The sequence below is a fragment of the Baaleninema simplex PCC 7105 genome, assembly GCF_000332355.1.
Classification (GTDB): Bacteria; Cyanobacteriota; Cyanobacteriia; order Cyanobacteriales; family Geitlerinemataceae; genus Baaleninema; species Baaleninema simplex.
Genome location: NZ_KB235959.1, coordinates 763,531 through 780,113, shown reverse-complemented (window position 1 = coordinate 780,113; position 16,583 = coordinate 763,531). Strand labels below are relative to the sequence as shown.

At 52.7% G+C, this 16,583-nt stretch carries 12 protein-coding genes and 2 pseudogenes; 8 read left to right on the top strand and 6 right to left on the bottom strand.

Going from position 1 to position 16,583, the window contains the following annotated elements; translation table 11 throughout:
* Window positions 1–704 precede the first annotated feature (704 nt).
* Window positions 705–1,187: a hypothetical protein gene (locus GEI7105_RS32155; protein WP_051044223.1), complete on the bottom strand. Its 483-nt coding sequence runs from the start codon at window positions 1,185–1,187 to the stop codon at window positions 705–707.
* Between the two features lie 487 nt (window positions 1,188–1,674).
* The gene (locus GEI7105_RS0123475; protein WP_017662848.1) at window positions 1,675–2,379 is read right to left on the bottom strand and encodes a GNAT family N-acetyltransferase; all 705 of its coding nucleotides are present in this window, start codon (window positions 2,377–2,379) and stop codon (window positions 1,675–1,677) included.
* Between the two features lie 291 nt (window positions 2,380–2,670).
* On the opposite strand from GEI7105_RS0123475, the gene GEI7105_RS0123470 reads away from it, so the two are divergent.
* The 6 genes from GEI7105_RS0123470 to GEI7105_RS32145 all read left to right on the top strand — a co-directional run bounded on the left by GEI7105_RS0123470 (window position 2,671) and on the right by GEI7105_RS32145 (window position 11,437).
* On the top strand, window positions 2,671–6,174 hold the full coding sequence (locus GEI7105_RS0123470; protein ID WP_017662847.1) for a response regulator: 3,504 nt from the start codon (window positions 2,671–2,673) through the stop codon (window positions 6,172–6,174).
* Window positions 6,175–6,528: 354 nt separating this feature from the next.
* Complete coding sequence (locus tag GEI7105_RS32150) at window positions 6,529–6,711, top strand: DUF5989 family protein (protein WP_017662846.1); 183 nt, start codon at window positions 6,529–6,531, stop codon at window positions 6,709–6,711.
* A 51-nt stretch (window positions 6,712–6,762) separates the two neighbouring features.
* Window positions 6,763–6,996: a hypothetical protein gene (locus GEI7105_RS0123460; protein ID WP_144054005.1), complete on the top strand. Its 234-nt coding sequence runs from the start codon at window positions 6,763–6,765 to the stop codon at window positions 6,994–6,996.
* A gap of 368 nt (window positions 6,997–7,364) precedes the next feature.
* Window positions 7,365–9,170, top strand: coding sequence for a carbamoyltransferase family protein (locus tag GEI7105_RS0123455; protein ID WP_017662844.1), 1,806 nt, complete (start codon window positions 7,365–7,367; stop codon window positions 9,168–9,170).
* A gap of 69 nt (window positions 9,171–9,239) precedes the next feature.
* On the top strand, window positions 9,240–10,436 hold the full coding sequence (locus GEI7105_RS0123450; RefSeq protein WP_017662843.1) for an SGNH/GDSL hydrolase family protein: 1,197 nt from the start codon (window positions 9,240–9,242) through the stop codon (window positions 10,434–10,436).
* A gap of 581 nt (window positions 10,437–11,017) precedes the next feature.
* Entirely contained in the window at window positions 11,018–11,437 is a 420-nt protein-coding gene (locus GEI7105_RS32145) for a Uma2 family endonuclease (protein WP_375339042.1), read from the top strand.
* A 12-nt stretch (window positions 11,438–11,449) separates the two neighbouring features.
* Here the strand turns inward: GEI7105_RS32145 and GEI7105_RS0123440 are convergent, their stop codons facing one another.
* Together GEI7105_RS0123440 and GEI7105_RS0123435 are read right to left on the bottom strand one after the other, a co-directional pair.
* The gene (locus GEI7105_RS0123440) at window positions 11,450–12,589 is read right to left on the bottom strand and encodes a M14 family metallopeptidase (protein WP_017662842.1); all 1,140 of its coding nucleotides are present in this window, start codon (window positions 12,587–12,589) and stop codon (window positions 11,450–11,452) included.
* Window positions 12,590–12,631: 42 nt separating this feature from the next.
* Window positions 12,632–13,111, bottom strand: coding sequence for a TspO/MBR family protein (locus GEI7105_RS0123435; RefSeq protein ID WP_017662841.1), 480 nt, complete (start codon window positions 13,109–13,111; stop codon window positions 12,632–12,634).
* A 62-nt stretch (window positions 13,112–13,173) separates the two neighbouring features.
* On the opposite strand from GEI7105_RS0123435, the gene GEI7105_RS37815 reads away from it, so the two are divergent.
* Both GEI7105_RS37815 and GEI7105_RS40090 read left to right on the top strand, forming a co-directional pair.
* Window positions 13,174–13,383, top strand: coding sequence for a hypothetical protein (locus GEI7105_RS37815; RefSeq protein WP_144054004.1), 210 nt, complete (start codon window positions 13,174–13,176; stop codon window positions 13,381–13,383).
* 343 nt (window positions 13,384–13,726) lie between these two features.
* Window positions 13,727–15,334, top strand: coding sequence for a glycine betaine ABC transporter substrate-binding protein (locus tag GEI7105_RS40090; protein ID WP_017662840.1), 1,608 nt, complete (start codon window positions 13,727–13,729; stop codon window positions 15,332–15,334).
* A 230-nt stretch (window positions 15,335–15,564) separates the two neighbouring features.
* Here the strand turns inward: GEI7105_RS40090 and GEI7105_RS41300 are convergent.
* Both GEI7105_RS41300 and GEI7105_RS38765 read right to left on the bottom strand, forming a co-directional pair.
* Window positions 15,565–15,906: pseudogene (locus GEI7105_RS41300) on the bottom strand (alpha-amylase family glycosyl hydrolase); the annotation flags it as partial.
* A 414-nt stretch (window positions 15,907–16,320) separates the two neighbouring features.
* Window positions 16,321–16,583: pseudogene (locus tag GEI7105_RS38765) on the bottom strand (hypothetical protein); the annotation flags it as partial.

Here is a 16,583-nt window from a genome sequence, read left to right as displayed (position 1 = left end):
TAGCACTTCCGGTATAAGATCCCCGGCATCTTGGAGATGCCGGGGATCTGGAAATTGAGTGCGCCCAATTCGATGAATTTACATTTTTGAGATGCACCCAATAAGGGTTTGTTATTTTGGGTAAAAGCTCAACCCTTAGCTACCCTCTTCGCTTGTTTAGGTGATGGACACAACGGAGTGAGGACAGAGATTTTTGGCAATATCTAAAAAGTACCGCACTCGCCTTATTGACTATAAAGCTAGACAAGCAGATGGGGGGGGTTATCTCAAGGGTTAACAGGCTGTAACTTTTATCCAGTCTGCATTATAGACTCTTTGTCATACGAAATCCGAATTTCAACGCTTCGACTCCGCTCGCTTCGACTTCGCTCAGCGTTGAGTCCGAGCGGAGTCGAGGACTCAAACACTGGTTTTGTCCAACCTGACAAACCCCTCTCTATCCCCCCAACCATCCCCCCAACCCCCCTTTCAAAGGGGGGCGAAGGGGGGATAGGGGGCGAAGGGGGGATAGGTGGCTAAGGGGGGATGTGGTAAGACTTCTTGAAACCTAGCTTATCGAAAAAGGATGGAGTATGAGAAGGCTTTGTGACCCCAAACATCAAAAAACATCCCAACACTGTTTGGGAGGCAAAAGATTTTCTTTAGATTTTTGTTAAGGTCGATCGAAGCTGATTTAATCGATATGACGGTTGTTGGGAGAGAAACTATCCAACGCTAACCAGTTGCCTCTGCCTGACGGCTTTCGGACGACGCACCATGCGAATCGTACTGGGCAAGACTCCAACGAGGTTAGCTAAAGCATCATCGGGTAGCGAATCGACAGTCTCGATATCGAAGTAATGCTCGAACTGAGCTAACAACATTTTCGCACGTTGCAACGGTACGGGGTTTTCCGTCAGTTGCTCGGTGAGTCGAATCCAGTGACGGCGGATCGAGTACGCCTTTTGACGCTGTTCGTATTTTTCTGGGGCGATGAGCGCTAGATCTCCGACTGGAATCGTCCGCTGCGTTCCAACGTCAAAGAACCCCCCAACAGCCGCTCCCGGACCGGCAAATTCGGCGTGGTAGCGTTTGTAAACGATCAGACCGTTGCGGCGACGGCTATCGACAACGAGCAACTGACCGCTGTTAAGCTGCGAAAGTAGCTCGGCGGGCTGTGAAGACTTAACAAGGCTGAGTCGGGACATGTCAGTAGCTCTCAAAAAGATGGAGTACTCCGCAAGTCGTCGATCGGCTACCCATAGCCGGACTTACTCGGGAAAACCATAGATGCACACAAATCATCTTGATTATAAGCGGTGAATTCGCTCGACTTCAAGAGTGTATTCAAATCGATCTCCAGACTGCCAACGCTAGAATAACCTTCGAGCGGTGCTGCTTCGGTTGAATACTCGGCTCGATCTCATGTCTATTATCCCCGATCGATCTCGATTGTGGACTCGAAATCGGAACGAATGTAAGTCTTTCCCGAAAAATTTGCCGTTTCTTTAAATTAAGCGATCGATAATCTGGTACATCGAAGGCTTTTGTCGAAATTACTTCATCTGATCTTTATATTTATATTTTTTTTAGATTGAGGGGGTAGTTTCTTAGCATTTCTTCATACTTTGAAGGAAATCGAGAAGGTATTGAGTCGATCGCCCGATCCCAGGTCTCGATCGCTGTGTCGCACCACTAAGCGGGCGATCGCCGCGACAACCGCTTATGAAGAAAAAGACGGCGAGGTTGTCCGAACCACATCGATCCTAACGTCGATTCGACTCGCCGCACGCGATAGCCTAACTTGTCGTAAAGCGATCGCGCTCGGGCGTTATCTTCCAAAACGTGCAAGTAAATATCTAAAAATCCCCATTCGATCGCCTGTCGCTCGCAAGTTTCGAGCAGTCGCTTGGCAATGCCGCGCCGTCGCGACGCGATCTCCACCGCCAAATTAGAAACATAAGGATACTGCATCCAATCGAGAGACGCTGTCGGCTGTGTTTTCAAACTCAGCTCCACCGTTCCGGCTAACTCTTCAGTCCGTTGCCGGTCGGTCGGCGAGACCCAAGCGGCCACCAAACACAAATAAGGGGGACTCGGTTCGCGAAGGCGATGTCGCAAGTCCTCGTAAATTCCCAAGCGAAGCAACGGATACAGCCAACCGTTCCAACCGCGATCGCTATGAAAACTCCGAGCTAGAATATCCGATACCTCCCGCAAATCCAGAGCCGTCGCCGGACGAACCCTGCAAGCGGGCAAAGGTTCCGTTTCGTCTGCTCTCGGAAACGAAACGGATGCCTCTCTCGAGACCGAGGAGGTGGGAAAGCTAGGGGAACTGGAATTCACGAAAGGTATCGCTCCTTCGAGATCGAGTGGGGGATCGGCGTCGCGAAACTCCACCGCACAACTCTTTGAAAAACGCTGTTACGATTCTCTATAGTTTGACACTCCAAGCCTCAAAAGACGCTGGGAGTGTCGAGCTAGGATTTCAAGCATAAGAGAAAAACAGGCGGTGACGGAGTTGAAAAGTTTCAACGCCACGTTCTACGATTTAAATCGTGGGTTTTGCTGGCGACTCTATAATCGGATGAGGGAGCGACGAGCGTTGAGATCCGGCAGTCACCATGCGGCACTCTGCCCCTCGACACTCTCCCTGACGGTGACGGGAGCCTCTTGAGATCTTATAAGTGAATGACAGCTCGAGACAACAGCAAGCCAAAAATCTTGGTGGTCGATGACGAACCCGACAACCTAGACCTGCTCGAGCGCGTATTACACCCTCTCTACACAGTCATACGGGCGACGAGCGGGCAAGACGCCCTCGACTGTCTAGCGCGAGACGGCGACATTGCCGTCATCGTGTCCGACCAGCGAATGCCGAAAATGAGCGGGACGGAGTTTCTCAGTCTGACCGCGACCCAATACCCCGACGTTATCCGTATCATCCTGACCGCTTATACCGACGTCGAAGATCTCGTCGAAGCCATCAACAGCGGTAAAGTCTTCAAGTACGTTACGAAACCTTGGAACGTCGACGAACTCCGCACCGTCGTCCGTCAAGCCGTCGATACCCATAACGTCTTGAAGGCGCGAACCGAACAACTCTGTCGCACCCTGCGCCAAGAATCTCTCCTTAACGCCGTTACCAACACGATTCGATCGCGCACCCACTACCGCGAAATCTTACAAACCATCGTCGAAACGATGGGTCAAATGTTCGAGGTCAGTTGCTGTATTTTGCGGTCGGTTCAAGATGGCGTCATGGCGTCCGAATGGTTCGGTTATGCCGGTTCCTCCCTCTCCCCCGACCTCAAAGACGCCGACGGCTCCCTCGATCCCGTTCTCGCCCACACCCTCTGGGAAACTGACGAAATCGCCGTAATTTCCGACGCAGCCGCCGACGATCGCATCGCTGCCGATCCCGATCTGACCGAAACGTATCGCCGAGCAAACATCCGCTCGAGCCTGGTCGTTCCCCTGAGCGCCCAATCTTACGATCGCCCCGGCGAAATTTTCCTAGTCGCCGTTCTCGCCTTGCACCAGTGCGGCGAAATCCGTCATTGGCAAGACGACGAAGTGCAATTGGTGGTCATGGTGGCCGAACAAGCAGCCCTGACGCTGGCTCAAGCTCAAACCTACGAACAAATGCAGGCGTTAGCCCAGCGGGAACGGCTCATCAACGCCATCACCACGACGATTCGCTCGAGCCTCAACCCCCCCGACATCTTCGCCGCCATCACCGAACAATTGGGAAAAGCGCTCGACGCCGACGGGTGCGCCCTGTCCCTGTGGAGCGAACAGGACGAGTTCGTTCAATGTGTGGGACTCTACACCCTCGAGCCAGACGATATAGAACCGGCTGGGGGTTTGCCTCAATCGATGGTTCCCATCGCCCGAAACCCCGTTCTCCAACAACTTCTCGAAACCCGAGAACCGGTGGTGCTTTCCGATTTGGACGCAGAGCCAGCCTTAAACCGGGTCGATCGCGCCTTTCACCTACACGCGAAGGCGTTACTGGTGGTTCCGCTCGTGGCCGACGGACAGATTATCGGGAGTATTTCCCTGCGACAAAACCATCGATCGCGCTCTTGGCAACCTCAAGAACTCTCTCTGGCGCAAGCGGTCGCCGCTCAAGCGGCCATCGCCGTACAACAGGCGTGGTTGTATCAAAAAACCCGCCAACAAGCCGAACGATTGTTAGAACTCGATCGCCAAAAAACCGAGTTTTTCCAAAACGTTTCTCACGAATTCCGCACGCCCTTAACTTTGATGATGGGGCCTCTCGAGGCGGCCGTGGCCGGACAGGAACCCCTTCCTCCAGAACGGGCCGAAATTGCCCTGCGAAACTGTCGCCGCTTGCTGCGGTTGGTGAACCAACTCCTCGATATCCAGCGTCTCGACGCCCGACGAATGCAGCCGTCGTTTCGTCCCTGCGATTTCACTGGCTTTATCGGTCACATTCTCGATTCCTTTCGTCCCTATTGCGAGAAAAAGGGATTGCACCTGCGCGACACCCTCGAACCCTGTCCGCCGCTGTATCTCGATCTCGACAAGTTCGATAAGGTTCTCTACAACCTGCTCTCGAACGCGATGAAGTTTACACCGATGGGAGGTGAAATCGAGGTTTCCGTGCGAGCGATCGGCGATCGCTGTGCGCTGCAAGTGCGGGATACGGGAATCGGCATCGATCCCGCTCGCCTGCCCCATTTGTTCGATCGCTTCTATCAAGCCGAAGGATCGGTCAGCCGCTCTTACGAAGGCAGCGGTTTGGGGTTGGCCTTGGTGAAGGAATTGGTAGAACTCCACGGCGGCGAGATTGCGGTCGATTCTGAGATCGATCGCGGCAGTACCTTCACCGTATGGTTACCCGTGGGAGAATCTCACCTCGATCCCGAACGAGTTCTCGAGCGATCGACCGAACTGGAACTCGGCGATCGCATGGTGTCGGCGGAAGCCAATCGCATCGCCATCGAACTGGCAGATCTCGACGCGGAGATCGAAACGCCAGCGAAAAGTCTCGCCAGAGAACTCTCTCAAGACGGGATGTCGGCCGCTACTGTAGACGCCGATGCGATAACGTCTGAAGCGGCTTCAGTCGCATCGCCCCTACAACATCTGACGAATCCGCTTCTGACCTCTCCCACCCCTTCTCTGACCGTGTTGTTTGTCGAAGACAACCACGATTTGCGGGTGTACGTGGCGGACGTGTTAAAACGGGCTGGATACGGCGTGTTGCTGGGACGTAATGGGGCCGAAGGGTTGGAATTGGCGCGGCGTCACTGTCCCGACGCGATCGTCACTGATTTGATGATGCCCTTGGTGTCGGGGTTGGATTTAATCGCGACGGTGCGGCGAGACCCGGATTTACAGGGGGTTCCCATCGTGTTGTTGACGGCGAAAGCCAACGAGGAAACTCGCCTCGAAAGTGTCGAACAAGGGGCGGATGCCTATTTGTCGAAACCGTTCAACGATCGCGAGTTACTGGCCCAGGTGCGAAATTTGCTAGCCCTCAAGCAACGGGAACGGCAAATCGCCCAGTTAAATTCCTATTTAACGGAATCGGTCTTGAAGCGGTTTTTGCCGCCGTCGCTGGTGGAGAAGGCAGCCAAAGGCGATTTGCAGTTAGATTTGAGTCCCGAACCCCGGTTGGTGACGGTGGTGTTTACGGATATTGTCGGGTTTACGCAGTTGGCGAACACGCTGCGATCGAAACGGGTGGCGCAGGTTCTCAACCAGTATCTGGCCCAGATGACGCAAGCGATTTTCGAGGCGGGAGGAACGGTGGATAAGTTCGTCGGCGATGCGGTGATGGCGATTTTCGGCGCACCGGAGGAGATGAAGCCCCACGAACAAGTCGAACGGGCGATCGTCGCCTCGCGCAATATGTATCGGGAACTCGATCGCCTCAACGAAGAGTGGACGGCGCAGGGTCTGTCTCCGGTGCAGTTTCGCTGCGGGATTCATCAGGGTACTGCTGTGGTGGGGATGTTTGGCGGAAGCGATCGCGCTGACTATACGGCCATCGGGCCGAGTGTCAACATTGCCTCGCGGTTGCAAGAAGCAGCAGATCCCGGTCGCATTCTCGTGTCGGCAGCGGTGGCGGATTATTTGGACGACGCGGACATTGCGAAGTTTCGGCCGCTTCACTTGAAGGGCATTGACGAAACGGTGTTGACGTTCGTGGTCGATCCTTAAGGATTAGAGCGATCGCACCTGACGGAATCGGGACGGCGACAATCCTCGTCCACAACATCCTGCTAGGATTTTGTGTCGTCGTTACCGTCTCGTTACCTTTTTCTGAAACAGTACCCGAGAGCTATGGTTCCCCACTCGAGATTACTGAATAGTAATTTATCGAATTGACTGTTTTTAGCAAATTCAGGTGAATATTGAGTAAGGCGTCTCGAGCAGAAAGAGTGCCGTTGCGCGATCGCCCACAAAAACCCATTTGCAATATGTTAAAGTGAATGGTTAAATCTTTCTAAAAGTCGGATTCAATCGTCAAACCCCACGATTTTCAAAACCGACATACCCATTCAGGAGAGAGGAATGCTGCGTTTTTTACGCCGAATGTCCGTTAACGTCGATGTCGCCCGCGAAATGCTGGCGTTTTTGTGGGAACGTCGCCTGTGGTGGCTGATCCCGATGGTGACGTTACTTCTCATTTTCGGATTGTTCCTCGTGTTCGCCTCAGCTTCCGGTTTGGCTCCTTTTATCTATACCTTGTTCTAATTCCCTTCATTATTTTGAAGTTGTTGTTGTCAATTGAGGACTCGATCGAGCGTGAATCTTCTCAAACGTACGTGGAAAATATGGCAGGCGTTCGGGCATTTCATGGGCAACTTTATCGCCCGTTTTGTCTTAACGATTTTTTACTTTATTATTTTCGCTCCTTTTGCGATCGTTACTCAATTGTTGCTCGATCCCCTCGGACGCAAACCCCATCAAAATAAAAGTTTATGGCTCGATCAACAAACTCGAGACCTCAAACTTCGCGATTCTAAATATCAGTTTTAACGGGATTAGTTGAGTCGTAGGGTGGGCATCGACCACCACCCCAAACTCAAACTCAAACCCACAAAAACAACGTTTAAACGTCACTTCTTGGATTAAGTTCTAACTCCTAAAATGGAGAAAACTGTGGGTATTATTCACCCTATGTAGAGCTTCCAAAACGGGTGCATCTCAAAAACGGAAATTTATCAGATCGAAGTCTCTGCAATGAATTGAGCTGTTGTTAGGTTTCGCGATCGCTCCACCCATGGACGGCAGCGTTGCCGAAGTCCAACCTACCTCGAATTCATATTTTTACATCCATTGAGATGCACCCTTCCAAAACTAAGGTTTACCCTCGTTCGATCCCCCTTCACTTCAGTTTCTAAAGTATGTACGTCCTCGGTATTTCTTGCTACTATCACGATTCCGCCGCCGCGTTAATTGAAGATGGCGTACTCGTCGCCGCTGCCGAAGAAGAACGCTTCAGCCGCATCAAACACGACAATGGCTTCCCCCACCACGCGATCGATTTTTGCTTGCAACAGGCGGGTATAAAACCCCAAGACCTCGATTACGTCGTTTTCTACGAAAAACCCCTGCTTAAATTCGAGCGGATTTTGATGACGGCGTTAAGTACCTTTCCCAAATCCTGGGGAACCTTCCGCGAAGCTTCGATCGCCTGGTTGAACGAAAAACTCTGGGTCAAAGGTACGATTCTCGACAAACTCGACCTTCCTACCGAAAAACTCTTATTCGTCGAACATCACCTGTCCCACGCCGCCAGCGCCTTTTTCTGTTCCCCCTACGACGACGCCGCAATTCTCACCGTAGACGGAGTGGGCGAATGGACGACCGCTAGTTTGGGACGCGGAACGGCGTTTTGGGAAAACGACGCCGACGCCAGCCAGCGCAGCAACAGTATCGACTTGTTCCGAGAAATCAAATTTCCCAATTCCCTGGGGCTGCTGTACTCGGCGTTTACCGCCTTTCTCGGTTTCCGCGTCAACGAAGGGGAATACAAAGTCATGGGGATGGCGCCCTACGGCGAACCCCAGTACGTCGATAAAATTTACGACATTTTCGACCTGCGGGACGACGGAAGCTTCAACCTCAATCTCGATTATTTCACCTTCCACCATTCCACCACCCGCACCTTTAGCGATAAATTCGTGCGACACTTCGGGAAACCGCGCACCCCGGAATCGGACTTCTACACCCTCACCACGCACCCGGACAAATCTGTTCCCCAGTGGGACGACAACCTCGCCCGTCAAAACCAGTATTACGCCGACATCGCCGCCAGCATCCAACGGGTAACGGAAGAAACCCTGTTGAAAATGGCCAACCACGCTTACGAGGTAACGGGATGTAAAAATCTCTGCATGGCGGGGGGCGTGGCGTTGAATTCCGTGGCTAACGGACGGATTTTGCGCGAAACGCCGTTCGATCGCGTGTACGTCCAACCGGCGGCTGGAGACTCTGGGGGCGCGTTGGGGGCGGCGTTGTACGTCTATCACGTACTGCTGGGGAACCCTCGCCGCTTCGTGATGGAACACGCTTATTGGGGACAGCATCATACCGCCGATACCGCCCGCAGTGCGATTCACAATACGGGATTCGCCTATCAAGACGTGAGCGATCGCGACAAAATCGCCACCATGATGGTCGATGACTTACTGGCGGGAAAAGTGGTGTCGCTGTTCCAAGACCGCTTCGAGTGGGGGCCGCGGGCGTTGGGGAATCGATCGATCCTCGCCGATCCCCGACGGTCGGAAATGAAAGATATCGTCAACCGGAAAATCAAATTCCGCGAACCCTTCCGCCCCTTCGCCCCGGTGGTGTTGGAAAATCGGGCGGCGGAGTATTTCGAGGGCGTCGAAGACCCGGAACCCCACTATCCGCTGCGATATATGCTGATGGTGCAGCCGATTCGCTCCTCGAAACAGGCGCAGATTCCGGCGGTGTCTCATGGGGGAACCGGACGGGTGCAAACGGTGCGATCGGATTGGAACCCGCTGTACCATCGCGTCTTGGAACTGTTCGAGGAGGCGACGGGGGTTCCGGTGTTGCTCAACACCAGTTTTAACCTGCGGGGCGAACCGATGGTCAACACCCCGGAAAACGCCCTTAAATCCTTTGGAAAAAGCGGCATCGACTCGTTATATATGGACGGTTTCGTAGTGCGGAAATCCTAAACTGTCTGTTTCAAGCAAACTCTGAAACGCGAAGATGTCGCTCGATCGAACGCTATTTCTCGAACTGTCGTGACCGATAAAAAAACCACCCAAAAACACAAAGGCTCGTTTCTCCCCAATCTGATTTTGGCTGGGGTTTCCGCCTTCTTTACTCTCATTTTCCTAGAACTCGGTGCGCGAGCGTATTTATTTCACTTCGCCACCGACGACGACTTTACGACCTTCGCCTCGTTGCGACAACTCGAAAAAGCCAGTCGTCAGGGGAAAGTGGGGGGCGACCCGCAAATTTCCCACCATCGTTATTTGGGATATACGTTAACGCCGAATTACGAAGACGACGAAAACCGACATAACGCCCTCGGGTATCGCGGCGAAGAACTCGTACAGCCGAAGCCAGAGGGGGAGTTTCGCATCGTCTGTATCGGCGGTTCGACCACCTACACGACGCGGGTTGACGATTATCGACTGTCCTATCCCGACTTGCTGGAAAAGGAACTTCAAGAACGGGGATATACGAACGTTAACGTGGTCAACGCTGGGGTTCCGGGGTGGGAAAGCTGGAACTTTTTAATCGATTTCCAGTTGCGATCGCTCGACCTCGACCCGGATATGATTATCCTGTATTCGGGATACAACGACTTTAAGCCCCGCGTCGTGGAACCGGAGTCGTACAAGGGTGATAATTCGGGACGAGCGGCGCCGATGATCGAACGGGTTTATATGCCGGGATGGTTGGAGTACAGTACGCTGTATCGCATTGTGGCGATTTTATCGGGTTGGATGGAACCGCATACTTCCTACAATACGATTAACAGTTCGCCGAAAAGCTATCTCGCAGACGAGTTTCACGATCAGTTAGCGGATGGGACTTATCCGACGGACGAATTCGAGGAGATGACGGTTCGGGAGATTTTGCAGGCGAATCCTCCGATTTACTATCAGCGCAATATTGAAAATATCGTGACGATCGCCCGATCGCGCAATATTAAGGTGATGTTGGCGACGATGGCGTTGTTTTCTCAACGACCCAACATCGACCAGCGAGCGGCGTCCCAGGAATATCAAATCGCGATCGCCGAACACAATCAAGTTTTAAAAGATATCGCTCAAAGTCGCAACGTCAGTTTGTTTGATTTTGCGGCGACGTTCCCGAGACAGGAACGGTATTTCAGCGATGGCGTTCACGTGACGGAAGCGGGTTCGCGACTGAAAGCCCAGATGTTCGCCAACTTTATTGTGGAACAGTCCCTGATTCCCAAGGATTAGCTATCTCGCAGAAAAAAGGAAGGAGGTCGAAGGACGGTCGGTCTGTCTCCCTCCCACCCGGTTTCACCGACAACAAGGGTACGTCTGATGCGATCGCTCGGATATTGGGCAGTTATTTAGAATAACTTGCAATAATATGAGAGCGATCGCCCGAGATGCCGCTTGGCTGAGAAGACGCAATTGTCTGGCTTTTAGTACCGATCGGACGACAATTTGCCGAGCGATCGATGTTAGTTATTGACAGCTATCATCAATTAAGGACTATGATAGGCGATCGATCCTAATTATTGCAAATTATTTTCATTAAATTTTAAAATCTAACGGAGAGCAGCGGACGATATCGAGAGATTGGATCGAAATTCAGGAAAATACGCGGTTCGATCGGCGTTCGCGATGGCTTACACTTCTGAGCAAACCCAACCCCTCACCGTCAAAGACTTTCTCGCTCAATACAGCGAAAACCCCCGCTACGAACTGACTGACGGAGAACTCATCGACATAGAACCCACTGGATCCCACGAAACCGTCGCGGGCAAACTGGCCGCACAAATTGGCATGGCGATCGCCGCCACGGGACAACCTTGGTTCGTTCCCCGAACTTGCCTCGTTCGACCCTTTTCCGATGTCGCCACCGCTCGCCGTCCCAATGTTATCTCGACGAAACCCTCCTCGGCAACGAACCGCTGTGGCAGCGGGAACCCGTCATCACCCTCGGACGTTCCATTAAACTCGTGGTGGAAGTGGTCAGTGCCAACTGGGCAACGGACTACGCTCGAAAAGTCGAGGAATACGCCCTGTTGGGCATTCCAGAATATTGGATCGTCGATTATCGCGGCCTCGTCGGAACGGCGTTTATCGGCAAACCCAAGCAGCCGATGTTTACCGTATGTCAGCTTCAGGGGGACGAGTATCGCCAGCAGCAATATCGACTCGGGGAGGCGATCGCATCGCCTTTGTTTCCCGCGTTGCAACTGCGTTTAGACGAGATTTTGCCTCGATAGTGCTTTTCTGTTTCACCTCTCCCGTTCCCACAAACCGAGGACGTACTCTCCTTGATTGACGGCTTGGTTTGTCGATAAATCGAACACGATTCCACCCCGTTCGGCGCAAACATCTACGATTTCGGGAAGTTCCCCGGATTTATTCAAAACTAACAGTTGATAAAGTAACTGTTGCGATCGCACGATCGTTCCGAGGGCAACGCGCGATCGCACGAATCCACCGTGGGGAGCATAGTATTTCTTAAGATGGCTTTTCTGAAAAAACTCGACCTTTTGAGACGAGGTTTGTACGAGTGGAAATCCGACAATATTTAATATTTTTTTACCTGCAAAATAATTTTTAATGCCGCGAACGCCACGATAAACAGAATCGGGATCTATTTTCATGCCCGATCCGAGTTCAAGCGTCCAAGACTCGAGATCGAAGTAGGTTGGGTTTTCGAGTTTCGCCAGTTCCCGTTCGAGAGCGAGCCAAGGTTTTAAAAACGCTTCATCGAAGGCATTGCCATCATACTCGTTCAGTAAGATTCCATAATTCAACAAAAAATATTTTGCACTGTCTTCTCGGGTTTGAAAACAGTAAATATAGTCGCAAGATTGGTTGCTGCTGCTGTGGATATCGATAACGTAGTCAGCATCGAGACACAGAGACTGCAACGCGTAACAATAGCGATCGCTGTAAGGAACGCTGCTGGGGGCGTCGATTTTCTGACGCAGCGTTGCGAACTTCCTCAGCACGCGATCGCGGAAGTTTTGCTGAATCGTTTCGGGATCGAGATGTACCTGAGTTTTGGCAAATTCGGCGATCGCTTCATCTGTTTTCTCGTAATCCCAAAAAATACGGTTCCAATCTCGACCGTCGTAGGGATTGTAACGACCGCTCGAAAAGTGATGAGAGCGTTGGTTCGTACTCAATGGATTGCAGGCGGGAACCAGCCAAATTTCACCAGTAAGCTGACTGGAATCGAGTTCGCTCAAAAATTCAATTAACTGGTAGACGACCGCATTACCAACAATTTCTGCTCCATGAAGATTGGCTTGTAAATAGGCTTTTTTACCGGGCGTCGCACCCCGAAACTTGTAAACTTGAAGAGAGAGAATATCTCCCGAGGCAAGCTGTGCGAGTTCGATCGACGAAACTTCGGGAATCATTCAACGTGTTTGAGATATCGAGAACCAGTTTAAACGGCGAGTTTAGGCGTCGTTAGGATTGTAGCGAACCATCGCAAACGTGGTGTAAGTGCCGATGGGACTCCAGAGGATATAAGGAAGTAGCAGCCACGCCGCAACGCTAGAAACAGGCTGTACGGCGATCGCCAAGAGAATCGAGAGAATCGCCCCCGTTCCGCCGAGGATCGTACCCACCCGCAAACTACGCGTTCGACACATGACCAGCGTGTACGACAGCGTCACCAATTCCAACACCAGGTAATACGCCATCAATCCCCAGGTTTGCAAGCTTCCGGGATCGGCGTTCCAGACCAACACCGCCGACCACGCTCCACCGATAAACACGATCGTCCAAATGAGGGGAATCGCCCCTTCAAACGTCAACCAGGGCGGGCGTTGGAGGCGATTGAACCAGCGCATATCGTCAGGCTTGAGCGATCGATTCGTGACGACAGCGACGAGAACAGTGACAACGGCGATAACGAGCCAGGGAGGAAGATTCATCGTTGAGAGAAGGGGAGAAGGAGCCGACCAAGAGAAAGCCGTAGACCGTTTTAGGAGAAGCCTTGAAGTACAACTCAGCTTACCTCAAACAGTGGTCGCAAGAAGTCAGTCGTCATTTTCCGAATCTTTCTTGGCCACAAGTCTCAGGGTTAGCCACCTGGAGCTTTGGCATGATGATGAGTCGCTCTTCAAGTCTGACTCAAGTGTCAGAGTGTATTGCCCAAGTCAACGGGGAAAAATTCACCAACACTCGTCAAGGACTCCAACATTAACCTCCAATCGATCGCGACGAGAACGCAGCGGTCAAGATTCTCAACCGTGTGTTCGACGAGGCGGGTCTCGTCTTGTCTGCCTGTGGATGCTTCGGCAATAGCCCGCGAAGCAAGAAGCCTGGAATGGGGATAGCGACTTTATGCAGTTGTCCTTATTCTAGGAAGCCCCCGAAGGAAGCCGCTAGGATTAGCAGTGGGTAACTTCACAAGCTTTTGACTGACTGTTGACTGTTCACTGTAAAAGGGGAAAGGCCAAGCAAGGGAAAAACAGTTATCTGTTTGCTGTCTTCACTGGTGACTGGTGACGGTGCCCGATTCCCTGTTCCATTATCAATTGTCAATTATGCTTCAGTATGGTTCTGAAATTTGGGTGAGGACAGGAGAGCATTTGCTGCTGGTGGCGCTTTCGGTGGCGATCGCACTCTGTATCGGCATTCCGGCGGGGTTGCTGGTGACGCGACGCCCTCAACTCGCACCGCCGGTTATCGGCTTCGCCAACGCGGTACAGACGATCCCCAGTTTGGCGATTTTTGGCTTTCTCATCTCCGTTCCCTTACTCGGCGGAATCGGTAAAATTCCCGCGATCGTCGCGCTGTTTTTGTACGCGCTGCTGCCCCTCGTCCGCAATACCTACGCCGGAATTACGGGCGTCGATCCGGCGATCGTGGAAGCGGGGCGCGGTATGGGGATGACCGATCGCCAGGTGTTGTGGAAAGTGGAATTTCCCCTGGCGATGGGCGTGATTATCGCTGGGGTACGGGTGGCGACGGTGACGAGCGTTGGCGTGGCTACTATTGCTTCGGCGATCGGGGCGGGCGGTTTGGGCGTGTTTATCTTTCGCGGCATCGCCACGGTGAACAATTCGTTGATTTTGGCGGGGGCGGTTCCAGCGGCGATTATGGCTCTGCTGGCAGATTTCGCCATCGGACAGGTTGAGAAAGTCCTCCGTCAAGGTGGAGGGTGGCGCAAAAGCTCGACGCCTCGGGGTTTGGCACTGTTGGTGTTGGTGGGGCTGTTGGGGGCGATCGCGCTCTATTCGCCTTCGGATTCCACGTCCCCCGCCTCGGGAGATATCGCCATCGGCTCGAAAAACTTCACCGAACAGGTCGTTCTCGGGGAACTCCTGGCACAGCAAATCGAGAATAATACTAATCTAACTGTAGGACGACAGTTTAACCTCGGGGGAACGTTTATCTGTCACGAGGCAGTGAAATCGGGACAGATCGACGGTTACGTAGAATATACCGGAACGGCGTTTGCGGGGATTTTGAACCGCGACCCCATCGCCGATGCTGAAATGGTCGAGCAAGAAGTTAAAAAAGCTTATAAAGAACAGTTCGATCTGGTAGTGATGTCCAGTCTCGGCTTCGAGAACACCTTCGCGATCGTGGTGCGCGGGGAGGACGCGCGACGCTACAATTTGCAGCATCTCTCAGATTTGAAACGACAAGCGGACGAGTGGCGACCGGGATTCGGGTACGAGTTTATCGAGCGAGACGACGGATATCCGGGTTTGGCAAGAACTTACGACCTCGACTTCGCGCGATCGCCCGACATCATGGAACTGGGGTTGATGTATCGCGCCCTCGTCCACCATCAAGTCGATGTGGTGGCGGCCAATTCCACGGACGGCTTGCTGGGAAAGTTAGATTTAGTAGTTTTAGAAGACGACAAACAGTATTTTCCGCCTTACGAAGCAGTTCCAGTGTTTTCGCGGGAGACCTTAGAACGATATCCCGAAGTGAGGGAGGCGATCGCACAGTTAGCCGGACAAATTAGCGAATCCGACATTCAGGCGATGAACTACGCTGTAGACGGGGAGTTTCGCCCGCTGGCTGAGGTGGTTAGGGAGTTCTTGTCCTCGCGATCCTCCGAGGTCGTCTCCTCTGAAACCGCGAGTTCCGCCTCGAGATTTTCGGAACTGAGCAAGTTGGCGAAAAAACAACTGTAGGGGCGCAGGACGATCGCGTTGCCTCGAGAAGGTTCTGCGATGCTGTCGGGCGAAAGTACGTCGCATTCGGTACCGAACACCGACTCGCATTCGGCGTTTTCCGTCAGATCGTACCGGACCGATTCGTCGCTAATGTCGAACAGACACAACAGCCGCTGTTCGGCATATTCGCGCACAAAGCCGAGAACTCGCGGGTCGGTTTCCAACAGTTGAAAATCTCCCGCAATCAACGCAGGTTGGCTGCGACGCCAATGCAGCAACCGCCGCCAGGTATTGAGCAAGGATTCGGGATCGCTGTTCTGTCGGTCGACGGAGCGGCTGAGATGGTTTTTGGGAATCGGAAGCCACGATTCTTCAGCGGTGGTAAACCCAGCGTGTTTTTGCCGCGAATCCCAAGGCATAGGCGTGCGAGACCCGTCTCGACCCGGTACTTTGGGATACAGTGCCTTACCGAAGGGATCGCGAATTTTGTCCTCGGGAATGTCTTTGGGAATTTTAGCTTCGGGCAGTCCCAACTCGTCCCCTTGATAGAGACAAAACGCTCCGGGCAAAGACAACAGCAACGCCGCCATCATGTGATAGTCCATTTTATCGAAAATTTTGGGTCTAAAACCCCGCCCCTTCGACTTAGCTCAGGGCAAGCCTTCTAGGGCGGCTTTACAGTACAATAGACGTGAATGGTTAAACTGGCTAACGAAACCCAAGTTAGTAAGTTTGCCTAAAACTCCAATTGAATTGGAATTTTGGCGGTGGGACACACCGTTACAGCACGGACATCTCACGGTGGCGAACTCGGTTCGCCACCCGTGTCCTCCTGTGAAGCGAGTGTAAGACGCAGTCTTCGCAGCTCTCGGAGCTTGCATCCGAGAGAACGAAGACTTGAAGGATCTCGATCCGGAGAGCAACTGCGAAAAACTCGAGAGAGAAGGAAGCAGGAACCCAAATCGCGAGGCTTCGCCGTGAGCGTCAGCCGAACGGTTTGGGAATCACCGTCCTTCCAGGGCGGTGAGGATGTCAAGAATGATGCCCTGGAGATCGCCCATACCGTTGCCGCTGGAGTCGAAGAAACTCAAGGGTGAAATTTGATAGATGACAGCGTGCTGCCACCACTGGCCGTTATGGGAAAGATTGTTGGAGTCTTCCCAAGTCCAAGCTCGGCGGTGGATAACAGGCTGGCGCCACCATTGTTCGTCGTTGGTTTGCAGACGAGGGGTTTTGAGTTTTTGAATTTTCCGCATGGTTGTTTCCC